The 14,807-nt window shown below is 64.7% G+C and carries 8 protein-coding genes; all 8 read left to right on the plus strand.

Annotated elements, in window-relative coordinates:
• Positions 1-11 precede the first annotated feature (11 nt).
• The 8 genes from otnI to C7G42_RS16295 all read left to right on the plus strand — a co-directional run bounded on the left by otnI (position 12) and on the right by C7G42_RS16295 (position 14,760).
• Complete coding sequence (gene otnI / locus C7G42_RS16260) at positions 12-794, plus strand: 2-oxo-tetronate isomerase (RefSeq protein ID WP_106949975.1); 783 nt, start codon at positions 12-14, stop codon at positions 792-794.
• Entirely contained in the window at positions 791-2,077 is a 1,287-nt protein-coding gene (gene otnK, locus C7G42_RS16265) for a 3-oxo-tetronate kinase (protein WP_106949976.1), read from the plus strand. The genes otnI and otnK overlap by 4 nt, the downstream gene beginning before the upstream one ends.
• Positions 2,078-2,237: 160 nt before the next feature.
• The gene (locus C7G42_RS16270; RefSeq protein WP_106949977.1) at positions 2,238-3,926 is read left to right on the plus strand and encodes a methyl-accepting chemotaxis protein; all 1,689 of its coding nucleotides are present in this window, start codon (positions 2,238-2,240) and stop codon (positions 3,924-3,926) included.
• Between the two features lie 339 nt (positions 3,927-4,265).
• Positions 4,266-5,954 (plus strand): methyl-accepting chemotaxis protein, encoded by a 1,689-nt coding sequence (locus C7G42_RS16275; protein ID WP_106949978.1) that lies wholly within the window; start codon positions 4,266-4,268, stop codon positions 5,952-5,954.
• Between the two features lie 244 nt (positions 5,955-6,198).
• Positions 6,199-7,893: a methyl-accepting chemotaxis protein gene (locus tag C7G42_RS16280; RefSeq protein ID WP_106949979.1), complete on the plus strand. Its 1,695-nt coding sequence runs from the start codon at positions 6,199-6,201 to the stop codon at positions 7,891-7,893.
• A 257-nt stretch (positions 7,894-8,150) separates the two neighbouring features.
• The gene (locus tag C7G42_RS16285) at positions 8,151-10,229 is read left to right on the plus strand and encodes a methyl-accepting chemotaxis protein (RefSeq protein WP_245427748.1); all 2,079 of its coding nucleotides are present in this window, start codon (positions 8,151-8,153) and stop codon (positions 10,227-10,229) included.
• A gap of 168 nt (positions 10,230-10,397) precedes the next feature.
• Positions 10,398-13,577: an efflux RND transporter permease subunit gene (locus C7G42_RS16290; RefSeq protein ID WP_106949980.1), complete on the plus strand. Its 3,180-nt coding sequence runs from the start codon at positions 10,398-10,400 to the stop codon at positions 13,575-13,577.
• Positions 13,564-14,760, plus strand: coding sequence for an efflux RND transporter periplasmic adaptor subunit (locus tag C7G42_RS16295; RefSeq protein WP_106949981.1), 1,197 nt, complete (start codon positions 13,564-13,566; stop codon positions 14,758-14,760). Before C7G42_RS16290 ends, C7G42_RS16295 begins: the two co-directional genes overlap by 14 nt.
• Positions 14,761-14,807 lie beyond the last annotated feature (47 nt).

The following is a 14,807-nucleotide window of genomic DNA, read 5'->3' on the forward strand; positions in this document are numbered from 1 at the left end:
AGAGGAATCCAATGCCCCGTTTTGCCGCCAATCTCTCGATGATGTTCACCGAGGTGCCGTTCCTCGATCGCTTCGATGCCGCAGCGCAAGCCGGCTTCACCGCGGTCGAGTTTCTCTTTCCCTATGAGCACCCTGCCGAGGCGGTCGGCGAGCGCCTCGAGCGCAACGGGCTGACCCAGGCGCTGTTCAACCTGCCGCCGGGCGACTGGAACGCCGGCGAGAAGGGTTTTGCCGCGCTCCCCTCGCGCTTCTCCGAACTCAAGGCGGGCCTGGAGACGGCGCTGCCTTACGCCAAGGCGACCGGCGTCAAACGGCTGCATTTGATGGCCGGCATCGCCAATCGCGGCGAGCGCGTCGCGATCGAGGCGTTCTACAAATCGGTGGCATGGGCTGCGGAATTCTTCGCCCCGCACGGCATCGACATCGTGCTCGAGCCGATCAATGCGCGCAACGTGCCCGGCTACTTCCTCAACGATTTCGGCTTCGCGCGCGATCTGATCCAGGAGCTGAGGCTTCCAAACCTGAAGCTGCAGTTCGACATCTATCACTGCCAGATCATTCATGGCGACGTCACCATGCGGCTGCGTGAGATGATGCCGATCATCGGCCACGTCCAGATCGCCAGCATTCCCTCGCGCAACGAGCCCGATGGCGAGGAGCTGAATTATCCGTTTCTGTTCGAAGAACTCGACCGGCTCGGCTATGCCGGCTTCGTGGGCTGCGAATACAATCCGCGCGGCAAGACCACCGACGGTCTTGCCTGGTTCAAGCCCTACGCTGGAGTGAAGCCGTGACACTTGCAGCGAAAATCTCCCTTGGCTGCATAGCCGACGATTACACCGGCGCCTCCGATCTCGCCAACACCCTGACGCGCGCGGGCCTGCGCACCGTGCAGACCATCGGCGTGCCCGCGGACGATCTCGCACTGCCCGAGGTCGATGCCGTCGTGGTGTCGCTGAAGAGCCGCTCAATCGAAGCCGGCCTTGCCGTGTCGCGTTCGCGCGCGGCGGATCAATGGCTGCGCGGCCGCGGCGCGGGCCATGTGCTGTTCAAGATCTGCTCGACCTTCGATTCCACCGATGCAGGCAATATCGGCCCGGTGATGGACGCACTGCGCGCCGACGCCGGCGAGGGCGCCGTGCTGGTGACACCGGCGTTCCCGGAGACGGGCCGCACCGTCTACCAGGGCAACCTGTTCGTCGGCGCGGTGCCGCTGAACGAGAGCCCGCTGAAGGACCATCCGCTCAACCCGATGCATGATTCCAATCTGGTGCGCGTGCTGGCGCGCCAGAGCAGGACGCAGATCGGCCTCGTCGACCTCGCCACCGTCACGCGCGGCGCGGATGCCGTGCGGGCGCGGCTGGCCGAGCTGGTGGCCAAGCGCATCGGCGCCGCCATCATCGACGCGGTCTTCGACCGCGACCTCGAGACCATCGGCCTCGTCGCCGCCGAGCACCGCCTGTCGGTCGGCGCCTCTGGCATCGGCCTCGGGCTCGCGCGTGCCCTGGTGTCGACGGGTCAAATCAAGCCAGCCAAGGCGGACGGCGAGACCGGCACGGCCGTCGGCGGACTGGCGGCCTGCCTCGCCGGGAGCTGCTCCCAGGCGACGCTTCAGCAGATCGCCAACGCCGAACGGGTCATGCCGGTGCTACACCTCGATCCGGACAGTATCATTACGGGGGGCGGCGAAGCACAGCGCGCGCTGGATTGGGCAAGGCCGCGGCTTGCGGAGGGCCCGGTGCTGATCGCCTCGAGCGCGACACCCGACCAGGTCGCTGCATTGCAGGCGCGGCACGGTCGCGACGCGGCCGGCCACGCGATCGAGCAGGCCATGGCAGATATTGCAGAAAATCTCGTAAAATCAGGCGTTCAGCGCCTGATCGTCGCCGGCGGAGAGACTTCCGGTGCGGTGGTCGATCGGCTGAAGATCCCCGGATTTCTCGTCGGGGTCGAGATCGCGGCAGGCGTTCCGGTGCTCCATTCGGTGGGCGGCAAAGCCGACATGCTGCTCGCTTTGAAGTCCGGAAACTTCGGCGGCGCCGAGTTTTTCGCCGACGCGCTTAGGCTCATGCGCTGAGCGCAGAGCATTTTTAGCGGCCTGTTCATCTCTTTCAGGCTCCGTACTCGTACGGAGTCGTAGTTAACATCTGCGCAGGCGCTCTGGTGTTGGATGTTGGTGCAGCTCCTTTTGGTTGATTCGTAATAACCGCACCGCGCCAGCACAAAGAGACCCGATTATGCTCGCCACCATTTCCATCCGCGCCAAGATCATCAGCGTCGTGGCGTTCCTGCTGGTCGCGATGGCCGGCATGGGTCTCCTGGCCGTTACGAAGATGCGGTCGATGAACGCCAATACTGTCGACATCACCACGAGCTGGCTGCCGAGCGTGCGGGTCCTGGGCGATTTGCGCGCCGGCGTGATCACCTATCGCAACGTGATCCGCGAGCACATGCTGGCTGAAACGTTGGAGGCGAAGCTCACAAACGAAAAGACCCTGGCGACGGTGATCGAAGCGAATACCAAGTTCCGCCAGAAGTATGAACCGATGATCACCTCTCCGGAGGAGCGTGCGCTTTACAACGAATGGTCCCAGGTCTGGGAGGAGTACAAGAGGGGTACTCAGGACGTGATGGCGCTGTCGCGCAAGGAGGTTGGCCAGGTCCCGCACGAGGCCCATGAGCTCAACGTCAAGGTCAACAAGATCGGACTCAAGGCCGACGAGATTTTGAACAAGGACATCGAGCTCAACACCAAGGGCGGCGATCAGGCAGCTCAGGACGCTGCCGACAGCTACAATTATGCTTTCATGCTGGTCTCGATCATCCTCGGCGCCGCCGTCATTATCGGCATCGGCGTCGGCTATTATCTGGTCCAGGACGTCTCGAAGGGCATTAACTCCATCATCGAGCCGATGCAGGCGTTGGGCAAGGGCGACCTTTCCGCCGACGTCCCGCACCGGGGCGAGAAGACCGAGATCGGTGCCATGGCCGACGTGCTCCAGATCTTCAAGGAGGCTCTGATCGCCAAGAAGGCCTCCGACGAGGCCGCGGCTGCGGATGCCGAAGCCAAGATCGAGCGTGGCCGCCGCGTCGACAACATCACCCGTGAATTCGAAACCATGATCGGCGAGATCGTCCAGACCGTATCGTCGGCCTCGACCCAGTTGGAGGCCTCGGCGTCGACGCTGACCTCGACCGCCGACCGCTCCCAGAGACTGGCGACCACAGTTGCCAGCGCTTCGGAGGAAGCCTCGACCAACGTGCAATCGGTCGCCTCGGCGACCGAGGAGATGGCCTCGTCGGTCGGCGAGATCAGCCGTCAGGTGCAGGAATCGGCGCGGATGGCGGGCGACGCCGTCGGCCAGGCCCGTGCCACCACCGAGCGCGTCAGCGAGCTGTCCAAGGCAGCTGCCCGCATCGGCGACGTGGTCGAGCTGATCAACACCATCGCAGGCCAGACCAACCTGCTCGCCCTGAACGCGACCATCGAAGCCGCACGTGCCGGTGAGGCCGGCCGCGGCTTCGCGGTCGTCGCCTCCGAGGTGAAGGCGCTCGCCGAGCAGACTGCGAAAGCGACCGGCGAGATCGGTCAGCAGATCTCCGGCATCCAGGCGGCGACCAACGACTCGGTCGGCGCCATCAAGGAGATCTCCTCGACCATCGAGCGCCTCTCGGAGATTTCGTCGGCGATTGCAGCGGCGGTGGAAGAGCAGGGTGCAGCGACCCAGGAGATCGCCCGCAACGTGCAGCAGGCCGCGCAGGGCACCCAGCAGGTCTCCTCCAACATCACCGACGTGCAGCGCGGTGCGACCGAGACCGGCTCGGCCTCTTCGCAGGTGCTGTCGGCTGCGCAAATGCTGTCGAACGACTCGGGCCGGCTGAAGAACGAAGTCAGCAAGTTCCTGTCCAACGTCCGCGCAGCTTAGAGGCGAACGCGCGTCCTCCGCTAATCAAGAGTGGCGCTGTGCGCCGCTCTTTTATTTTCGGGCATCGGCCGAAGGGCGGACCTGCTCGGCGGGCAATGCCGGCCGCAGTGTCGACCAGACCGGCAATTGCAACCGTATGTCACGAGACGCTCCTCCGCGCATTCTTGAACATGCCCGCAAAAGTCCGGACTGTTTTATGATGCTGGCTCAGTAAGACTACGCAGTTCCGTTAAGGGTGAACGATCTCGCGGACGGTATAATCCTCAAGTCAGAACTTGCCGAGGTTAGGCCGCCTGGCCGCCCGATGAGCATTTCAACCGGAAATACTGAGGAAATTTGATGTCTTGGATCAACAACGTTCGCATTTCGATGAAGGTTTCTGCGGTATTTGCGGCGATCTGTCTCGTCGTCGCCGGGAGCACCGCTGCGATCTACAATTCGCTGAGCGTGATGAACTCCACGTCGAAGATGACGGTGCATACCTATCAGGTGCTGGAGCAGCTCTCCGACCTCGTCGGAGCCATGGTCAATTCGGAGACCGGTGTGCGCGGCTTCCTCGTTTCCGCGGACAGCGCCTTTCTCGGACCTTACGAATCCGGCCAGAAGCAGTTTCAGGCGGCCGCGGCCAAGGTTGGCAGTCTGACATCGGATAACGCGGTTCAGCAGAAGCGCCTCGAACGCGTGAAGGCGTTCGCCAGTGACTGGACGGCCAATGTCGCGCAGCGCGAAATCGCGATGATGAAGGATCCTGCAACGCAGTCCAAGGCACGGGAATTCGAGGCATCCGGCGCCGGCAAGAAGTCCATGGATGGATTGCGCGCCGTCGTGCAGGAGATGGATGCAGAAGAGCGGTCGCTGCTGACGACGCGTGCCGTGGCTTCCGATGCCGCATCGGCCAACGCGACGATGGCCATGCTGGTTGGCGGTATCGTCACTTTGCTGCTCTCGCTGGCCGGCGCTTTTGGCGTCGCCGTCGTGGTCACCCGGCCCATCCAGCGCATCACGACCGAGATGGGCGTTCTCGCCAAGGGCGATACGTCCGTTGCGATATCGTCCACCGAACGGAAGGACGAAATCGGCCAGATGGCCAATGCGGTCCAGGTCTTCAAGACCAATGCGATCGAAGTGGAACGCCTGAAGGCGGAACAGGTCGAAGCCGAGCGCCGCAACGCAGAGCAGCGCAAGGCGGACATGCTGAAGCTTGCCGACGACTTCGAGGGAGCCGTGGGTGAGATCATCGGCACGGTGTCCTCCGCTTCGACCCAGCTCGAGGCCTCGGCCACCACTCTGACAGGGACGGCCGAACGCTCCCAGAGGCTGGCCACCACGGTGGCCGGTGCTTCGGAAGAAGCCTCGACCAACGTGCAGTCGGTGGCTTCGGCGACCGAAGAGATGGCCTCGTCGGTCGGCGAGATCAGCCGTCAGGTGCAGGAATCGGCGCGGATGGCGGGCGATGCCGTCGGCCAGGCCCGTGCCACCACCGAGCGCGTCAGCGAGCTGTCCAAGGCAGCTGCCCGCATCGGCGACGTGGTCGAGCTGATCAACACCATCGCAGGCCAGACCAACCTTCTCGCCCTGAACGCGACCATCGAAGCCGCACGTGCCGGTGAGGCCGGCCGCGGCTTCGCGGTCGTCGCCTCCGAGGTGAAGGCGCTCGCCGAGCAGACTGCGAAAGCGACCGGCGAGATCGGTCAGCAGATCTCCGGCATCCAGGCGGCGACCAACGACTCGGTCGGCGCCATCAAGGAGATCTCCTCGACCATCGAGCGCCTCTCGGAGATTTCGTCGGCGATTGCAGCGGCGGTGGAAGAGCAGGGCGCGGCGACCCAGGAGATCGCCCGCAACGTGCAGCAGGCCGCGCAGGGCACCCAGCAGGTCTCCTCCAACATCACCGACGTGCAGCGCGGTGCGACCGAGACCGGCTCGGCCTCTTCGCAGGTGCTGTCGGCTGCGCAAATGCTGTCGAACGACTCGGGCCGGCTGAAGAACGAAGTCAGCAAGTTCCTGTCCAACGTCCGCGCAGCCTGATCCTTCATCCGATCGAACGACGAGCGGCGCCAAAAGCGCCGCTCGTTTCGTTTGCGCGGTAGGATGATGTCGCTCAAAAGTAGTATGTTGGCGGATTGCCCGTATTGTTACGGGCGAGCCGTTTCATGGATGGTTAAGTCGGATTTACGAAGATTCACAGAGAGCAGCCCCTTGGAGGGCGGGCTCAGTGCGGGCGGTTCCCGATTGAATTTGACCTTTACTCTATCGATTTTTTGGGGGCCCAATGCGCAAGAATCTTCCCGTCACTGATGTCGAATATCCGGTCAGCGACGAGACGCTGATCGTTTCGCGGACTGATCTCAAGGGCAAGCTCACCTACTTCAACGAAGACTTCCTCGCCGCCGCCGGCTTCACATCGGCCGAGCTGATGGGCCAGCCGCACAACATCGTCCGCCACCCCGACATGCCGCCGGAGGCGTTCGACAATCTCTGGGATACGCTCAAGGCCGGCAAGCCGTGGCTCGGCGCGGTGAAGAACCGCCGCAAGAACGGCGACTTCTACTGGGTGCTGGCGACGGCGTCGCCGATCCGGGAGAATGGCCAGGTCAAAGGCTACACTTCGATCCGCACAAAACTGCCGGTCGACCAGCGCAAGCTCGCCGAGGAGGTCTACGCCGCGATTCGCGAGAAGAAGTCGCATGGTTATCGCGTCGATGCCGGCATCATCCGTCGCCGCTCGTGGCTCGACCGCTTCAGCGTCATCACCGGGACGCTGAGGGCGCGCCTCGTCACGACGATGGTGCTCCAGGTGCTGGTCATGCTCGCGCTCGGCGTCGGCGGCGCGCTTGCCTCCGGCGGTTCGGCCAGCCTGATGCTGTCGGCGCTGGCCGTCGTTGGCGCCTTCGTCGCCGGCTTCGCGGGTCTTGCGACCATGCGCGCGATCCAGGGACCGATGCAGCAGCTCAACGACACCCTGGTCAACCTCGTGCAGGACAAGCTCGACAACCGCATCGTGATCGAGCGCGACGACGAGATCGGCGAGGCGCTGCGCAACCTTCAGACCGTGCAGACCATCATCCGCTTCAGCCGTGACGAGGTGCAGGCGGTGCAGCGCCGCGCCGAGAGCCAACGTAAATCCGACATGACCAGGCTCGCCGACGGCTTCGAGGCCGCGATCGGCGAGATCGTCGAGACGGTGTCGTCGGCCGCAACGGAGCTCGAGGCTTCGGCCTCCACCCTGTCCTCGACCGCGGGCCGCGCGAAGGAATTGGCGACGGCGGTTGCAACCGGCTCGGAGGCCGCGTCCAGCAACGTTCATTCGGTGGCCTCGGCCGCCGAGGAGATGTCGTCTTCCGTTCGCGAGATCAGCCGGCAGGTGCAGGACTCCACCAAGATCGCGAGCGAGGCGGTCAACCAGGCGCACGTCACCACTGATCGAGTCAGCGAATTGTCGCGTGCGGCTGCCCGGATCGGCGATGTGGTCGAGCTCATCAACGCGATCGCGGGCCAGACCAATCTGCTCGCGCTCAATGCCACGATCGAGGCCGCGCGGGCGGGTGAAGCCGGTCGCGGCTTCGCGGTGGTGGCGTCCGAGGTCAAGGCGCTCGCCGAACAGACGGCCAAGGCCACAGGCGAGATCGGCCAGCAGATCGGCGGCATCCAGACGGCGACCCAGGACTCCGTCAACGCCATCGGCGAAATCAGCGGCACCATCGCGCGCCTGTCGGAGATTGCTGCGGCGATCGCCGCGGCCGTGGAACAGCAGGGCGCGGCGACCCAGGAGATTGCCCGCAACGTCCAGCAGGCCGCGCAGGGCACCCAGCAGGTCTCGTCGAATGTCGGCGACGTCCAGCGCGGCGCCTCCGAAACCGGCGCGGCGTCCTCGCAGGTGCTGTCGGCAGCGCAGATGCTGTCGCGCGATTCCAACCGTCTCAAGCTCGAGGTCGGCAAGTTCCTGAACTCTGTCCGCGCGGCGTGAGGCAAGTCGTCCGCATCTCATGCTGAACCGGCAAAGTTGCGATCGCTTCGATCGCCGCGATCCCGGTTGCTCGCCTCGCACGAGGCAGGAAACGATTCGATAATCATATGGTTCGTCAGGTCGCGTGGGGAGCCGAGTTCGCGGCGATCTTTGATGTGAGACAATCCGAAGTTGCCTGAGCCGGGTATTGCTTCCGTCGAACTGCTCATTTTCGGGCAGTGCTCACGAGGAAGCGAGCCGTGCACTTGCGAATTGGAATGATCCTGCCTCTGATTGTCTCGGCGCTCGCCTTGATGGGAGTGGCCGCCACCGGTTACACGGCCATTGGGGCCTATCACGACCGACAGCAAGCGCTCGCTTTCGTCGAGCTCAACGGCATATCGCAGCAGCTGCTGCACAGCGCCGGACAATGGGCTCTGGAGCGGGGAATGACCAACGCGGCACTGAACGCGCCCGAAACTATCGCTACGGACCACCGCGCCGAAATCGACGGAATCCGTGCGGCTTCCGGTCACGCGTTCCGCGAAGCCGCTGGGCGTCTGCGCAACCTTCCCGTGATGAAATCCGCCGAGCCCCGTATTTCGGAGGCCGAGCTCGCGCTTCAGGCGTTCGAAGGTCTGCGCCGCCAGGTCGATGCGGATCTGGCCAAGCCGAAGGCTGAGCGCGATCCTGCCGTCGTCAACGCAGTCGTTCCGGCCTTGACCGAACTCATCGAGCTCGCCGCCAACCGTTTGCGCCTCACTTTGGAGACGTGGACCGATTCCCCGTCCGCAACGATGACCCGGCTCGTGGGGCTCCGCCATCTCACCGCGAAGATGGCCGAGAGTGCCGGCCGCGAGCGGGCCTTGCTGGCAGGCTTGATCAGCGCGCACGCGAAACTCACCGCGGACGGCCTTGGTCTGATGTCCGGATTCCGCGGCCACGTCGAGCTCGCCTGGGAGACGATTTCACCTATCGCCCAGCGCGCCGATGTCTCGGCCGATCTCGGCCAAGCGATCGAGAGCGTCGAGCAAAAATACTTTCAAGCTTACGGCTCGCTGCGCGCAGACTTGATCAAGGACGGCAAAGCGGGCGCCTACAAGATCACGGGCAAAGATTACATGGCGAGTGCGACGAGTGCCATCAACGCGATCCTGCAGCTCGGTCGGGCCATTGCAGCGGATGCGGATCGAGAAGCGGCCGAGCTTGCCTCGAGAGGCACGTCAAATTTGGTCGTGAGCGGCGGGATACTCCTTGCTAGCGTCGCTCTCGCATTGCTGAGCTTCTGGGTCGCGTTTTCACGGATCGTGCGCCCGCTCTCTGCGCTGACGGGCGCCATGGGCGAGCTCGCCAGCGGCAATTTCTCCGTGGTCCTTCCCGGCCTCGGCCGCAAGGACGAAATCGGCGACATGGCGCACGCGGTCGAGGTCTTCAAGGTCAAGGCCGAGGAGAAAGCGCGGTTGGAGGCCGATGCAAAGATCGCACAGGACCGGATTGCCGCCGACCAGCGCAAGGCCGACATGCACAGGCTGGCCGGCGCGTTCGAGTCGGCGATCGGCGAGATCGTCGAGACCGTATCCTCGGCGTCGACCGAACTCGAAGCGTCCGCCGGCACGCTGAACAGCACGGCCGGGCGCGCCCAGGAACTGGCGATCGTGGTCGCGGCCGCGTCGGAAGAGGCCTCCACCAACGTTCAATCGGTGGCTTCGGCGACAGAGGAGCTTTCGTCCTCCGTCAACGAGATCAGCCGGCGCGTGCAGGATCAGGCCCGGATGGCCAACGAGGCGGTCGGCCAGGCGGAACGAACCAACGGCCGGATCGGTGAATTGGCGAGAGCGGCTTCCCGGATCGGCGACGTCATCGTGCTGATCGACCAGATCGCCGGCCAGACCAATCTGCTGGCCCTCAACGCCACGATCGAGGCGGCGCGTGCAGGCGATGCCGGGCGCGGCTTCGCGGTGGTGGCGTCCGAAGTGAAGGCGCTTGCCGAACAGACGGCCAAGGCCACTGGCGAAATCACCCAGCAGATCGCGGGCATCCAGACGGCGACCGAGGATTCCGTCGGTGCGATCCGGGAAATCAGCGGCTCGATCGGGCGCCTGTCCGAGATCGCCTCGGCCATCGCGGCCGCGATCGAAGAGCAGGGCGCCGCGACCCAGGAGATCGCGCGCAACGTCCAGAACGCGGCCCAGGGCACGCAGCAAGTGTCCGCCAATATTGGAAACGTCCAGCACGGTGCCAATGAAACCGGCTCGGCCTCGTCTCAGGTGCTCTCGGCCGCGCAAATGCTATCCAGCGACAGCAATCGCCTCAAGCTCGAGGTCAGCAAGTTCCTAGAGACGGTACGGGCCTCCTGAGACAGCCTGCCGCATGGCAGAGATGTCTGTTTTGCAGTGCGGTAGCAGGGAAGTGACTGCAGGATAGTTCTGGTCAATAGCGTTTCCGGCGGTGCTCGGGTAAAGGGGAATGGGGAGCGCCTTGGGGGCGGCTTCCGTAGTCTCGCTTGACCTGGATTTGCCTGGCGCATGATTGCTCTGGTCCGTATTGCCCTGAGCCGGCCCTATACGTTCGTCGTGCTCGCGATCCTGCTCCTGATCATCGGACCGCTCGCGGCGCTGCGGACCCCGACCGACATCTTCCCGGACATCCGCATTCCCGTGATCGGCGTGGTCTGGCAGTACACCGGCCTGCCGCCGGACCAGATGTCCGGCCGCATCACCACGCCGTTCCAGCGGGCGCTGACGACCACGGTCAACGACATCGAGCACATCACGGCCAATTCCTACAACGGCTTTGGCATCATCAAGATCTTCTTCCAGCCTAACGTCGATATCCGCACGGCCAACGCGCAGGTCACCGCGATCTCGCAGACGCTGATCAAGCAGATGCCGCCCGGCGCGACGCCGCCCTTGATCCTGAACTATTCGGCGTCCACCGTGCCGATCATCCAGGTGGCGCTGTCGGGCGATGGCCTCACCGAGCAGAACCTCGCCGATATCGGCATCAACAATCTGCGTACGCCGCTGGTCACCGTGCCCGGCGCCGCGATCCCCTATCCGTTCGGCGGCAAGCAGCGCCAGGTCCAGATCGACCTCGATCCCACCGCGCTCCAGGCCCGCGGCCTGTCCGGCCAGGACGTCGCCAATGCGCTCGCCGCGCAGAACCTGATCACGCCGGTCGGCACCCAGAAGATCGGTCAGTTCGAGTACAACATCCAGCTCAACAACTCGCCGCTCAAGATCGAAGAGCTCGGCAATCTGCCGATCAGGACCGTCAACGGCGCCATGGTCTACGTGCGCGACGTCGCAACCGTGCGCGACGGCAATCCGCCGCAGACCAACATCGTCCATGTCGACGGCAACCGCTCGGTGCTGATGATGGTGCTGAAGGCGGGCGCGACCTCGACGCTCGACATCATCGCCGGCATCAAGCAGAAGGTCATCGACGTCAAGGACCAGCTCCCCGACGCGCTGAAGATCGGCTTCATCGGCGATCAGTCGGTGTTCGTCCGCGGCGCGATCCAGGGCGTGGCCGTCGAGGGCGTGATCGCGGCGCTTCTGACCAGCGTCATGATCCTGCTGTTCCTGGGCAGCTGGCGCTCGACCGTCATCATCGCTGTCTCGATCCCGCTGTCGGTGCTGGGCGCCATCATCATGCTGTCGGCGATCGGCGAGACGCTCAACATCATGACGCTCGGCGGCCTTGCGCTCGCCGTCGGCATCCTCGTCGACGACGCCACCGTGACCATCGAGAACATCAACTACCATCTGGAGCAGGGCAAGCCGGTCGAGCAGTCGATCCTCGACGGCGCCAACCAGATCGTGACGCCGGCTTTCGTGTCGCTGCTGTGCATCTGCATCGTGTTCGTGCCGATGTTCTTCCTCTCGGGCGTCGCGCGCTTCCTGTTCGTGCCGATGGCGGAAGCCGTGATGTTCGCGATGATCTGGTCCTTCATCCTGTCGCGCACGCTGGTGCCGACCATGGCGAACTATCTGCTGCAGGCGCATGTCCATCACGAAGGCGGGCCGCCGACATCGCGCAATCCGCTGGTCTGGTTCCAGCGCGGTTTCGAGGCTCGGTTCGAGCGCGTCCGCGGCGGCTACCATGGCTTCCTCGGGCTGGCGCTGGCGCACCGGGCCGTGTTCGTGATCGGCTTCATCTGCGTGGTCGGCGCGTCTTTCGCGCTGGTGCCGTTCCTCGGGCGCAACTTTTTCCCGGCGGTCGACGCCGGCAACATCCTGATGCATGTCCGCACCCAGGTCGGCACCCGCGTCGAGGAGACCGCCAATCAGCTCGCCGACGTGCAGAAGGCGGTCCGCAAGCTGATCCCCGGCGAGATCGAGACCATGACCGACAACATCGGCATGCCGATCTCCGGCATCAACATGACCTACAACAACACCGGCGTGATCGGCCCGCAGGACGGCGACATCCAGATCAAGCTCAGGGAAGGCCACAAGCCGACGGAAGAACACGTCAAGGTGCTGCGCGAGCAGCTGCCGCGGTTGTTCCCCGGCGTCAGCTTCGCCTTCCTCCCCGCCGACATCGTCAGCCAGATCCTGAATTTCGGCGCGCCGGCGCCGATCGACCTGCAGATCCGCGGCGCCAATGTCGCCGGCAACTTCGCCTATGCCAACAGCCTGCTCGCCAAGGTCCGCAAGATCCCCGGTGTGGCGGACGCACGCATTCAGCAATCACCGAACGCGCCGACCTTCAACATCGACGTCGATCGCACCCGCGCACAATATGTCGGCCTGACCGAGCGCGACGTCACCAACAGCCTCGTCGTCAATCTCGCCGGCTCCTCGCAGGTCGCGCCGACCTATTATCTCAACCCCGAGAACGGCGTGTCCTATTCGATCGTGATGCAGACGCCGCAGTACCAGATCGATTCGCTCAGCGCCCTGCAGACGCTGCCGATCACCGCGGCCGGCGCCTCACAGTCGCCGATCCTCGGCGGCATTGCCGACATCAGGCGCTCGGCCTCCAGCGCGGTCGTCTCGCAATACGACATCCAGTCGATGGTGCAGATCTTTGCGACGACGTCGGGCCGCGATCTCGGCGCGGTCGCCGCCGACATCCGACAGGTGATCGCCGACACCGCCAAGGAGGTGCCGAAGGGCTCCTCCGTGGTACTGCTCGGCCAGGTGCAGACCATGAACAGCGCTTTCACCGGCCTGTTGTTCGGCCTGCTTGGCGCCGTCGTGCTGATCTACTTCCTCATCGTCGTGAACTTCCAGTCCTGGTCGGATCCGTTCGTGATCATCACGGCTCTCCCGGCCGCGCTCGCCGGCATCGTCTGGATGCTGTTCGCGACCGGGACCACGCTGTCGGTCCCCGCGCTCACCGGCGCCATCATGTGCATGGGCGTTGCCACCGCCAACAGCGTGCTGGTGATCTCCTTCGCGCGCGAGCGCTACGAGGAGCTCGGCGATCCCGTCGCGGCGGCGCTGGAAGCCGGCTTCGTCCGGTTCCGCCCCGTGCTGATGACCGCGCTCGCCATGATCATCGGCATGGCGCCGATGGCGCTCGGCCTGGGCGAGGGCGGCGAGCAGAACGCGCCGCTCGGCCGCGCCGTGATCGGCGGCCTGATCTTTGCAACCTTCGCCACGCTGATCTTCGTTCCCGTGGTATTCAGCATGGTCCACAAGAAACAAGGCGCCAAAGCCGCCGCCCCATTGGAGACCCCGCATGTCGCCCACTGAACCCCGCTCCCCGGTGTCGCACCGGAAACTGGGCATCTTCGGCGTGGTGGCCCTGATCGCAGCCGGTCTCGTCGTCGGCACCGGCATCCGCGCCCGGGAGGAGCAGGGCTCAAAGCTGAAGGAGTGGACCGATGATCAGGCCGTTCCCAGCGTCGCGGTGACCTTGCCCAATGCCAAGGCCCTCAATTCCACCATCGATCTGCCGGGCCGTCTCGAGGCCTATTATCGCGCGCCGATCTTTGCCCGCGTTCCCGGCTATCTCAAGAGCTGGAGTGCCGATATCGGTGCGCGCGTGAAAGCCGGTCAGGTGATCGCCGAGATCGAGGCGCCCGACCTCGACCAGCAACTGCTGCAGGCCAGAGCCGACCTCGCCAGCCAGCAATCCAGCGCCAAGCTGTCGGAAGCGACTCTCAATCGCCGCAAGACCCTGGTCGCCTCCAACTTCGTCTCCGCACAGGAAATCGACGAGCGCACCGCCGATCTCTCCAACAAGAACGCGGCGGTTCGCTCGGGCCAGGCCAATGTCGAGCGGCTGGAAGCGCTCGCCGGCTACAAGAAGATCACCGCGCCGTTCGACGGGGTGGTCACGGCGCGCGACACCGATGTCGGTGCGCTGATCAATTCTGGTGGCGGCTCGGGCCCGGCGATGTTCGTGGTGTCCGATATCACAAAGCTGCGCGTTTACATCAACGTGCCCCAGAATTACGTGCCGGCGATCAAGATCGGCGCCAAGGCCACTCTCGTGATGCCGGAATATCCCAACCGGACGTTCCAGGCGACGGTGGAGGCCTCCTCGCAGGCCGTCGACGTTGCCTCCGGGACCACGCGCATGCAGCTCGGACTCGATAATTCCAGCGGAGAGCTGATGCCCGGCGGCTATGCCAGCGTGAAGCTGAACCTGCAGCGCGATTCCGCTCCGCTCAGCATTCCCGCCAGCGCCTTGATCTTCAACAGCAACGGCCTGCGCGTCGCGACCGTCGGTGCCGACGACAAGGTGCTGTTCAAGCCGGTGACGATCGCCCGCGACCTTGGCCGCGAGATCGAGCTGGCCTCGGGGATTGCAGCGGACGATCGCGTCATCACCGCACCGCCGGACGGTCTGTCGGACGGCGACGCGGTGCGTGTGGTCGGCGCCAAGGCCAAGCCGGCGACTGCGTCGGAGAAGCAGCCGCCGAAGGGCTGACGGACTCTCGTGCCCCGGACGCAGCGCAGCACGAAGTGATGCGCTGC

The sequence above is a fragment of the Bradyrhizobium sp. MOS003 genome (assembly GCF_003020125.1).
Lineage (GTDB): Bacteria > Pseudomonadota > Alphaproteobacteria > Rhizobiales > Xanthobacteraceae > Bradyrhizobium.

Coding starts and splice junctions, on each gene's coding strand:
- otnI (WP_106949975.1), top strand. CDS start 12: ATGCCCCGTTTTGCCGCCAATCTCTCGATGATGTTCACCGAGGTGCCG.
- C7G42_RS16270 (WP_106949977.1), top strand. CDS start 2,238: ATGCTCGCCACCATTTCCATCCGCGCCAAGATCATCAGCGTCGTGGCG.
- C7G42_RS16275 (WP_106949978.1), top strand. CDS start 4,266: ATGTCTTGGATCAACAACGTTCGCATTTCGATGAAGGTTTCTGCGGTA.
- C7G42_RS16280 (WP_106949979.1), top strand. CDS start 6,199: ATGCGCAAGAATCTTCCCGTCACTGATGTCGAATATCCGGTCAGCGAC.
- C7G42_RS16285 (WP_245427748.1), top strand. CDS start 8,151: ATGATCCTGCCTCTGATTGTCTCGGCGCTCGCCTTGATGGGAGTGGCC.
- C7G42_RS16290 (WP_106949980.1), top strand. CDS start 10,398: ATGATTGCTCTGGTCCGTATTGCCCTGAGCCGGCCCTATACGTTCGTC.
- C7G42_RS16295 (WP_106949981.1), top strand. CDS start 13,564: ATGTCGCCCACTGAACCCCGCTCCCCGGTGTCGCACCGGAAACTGGGC.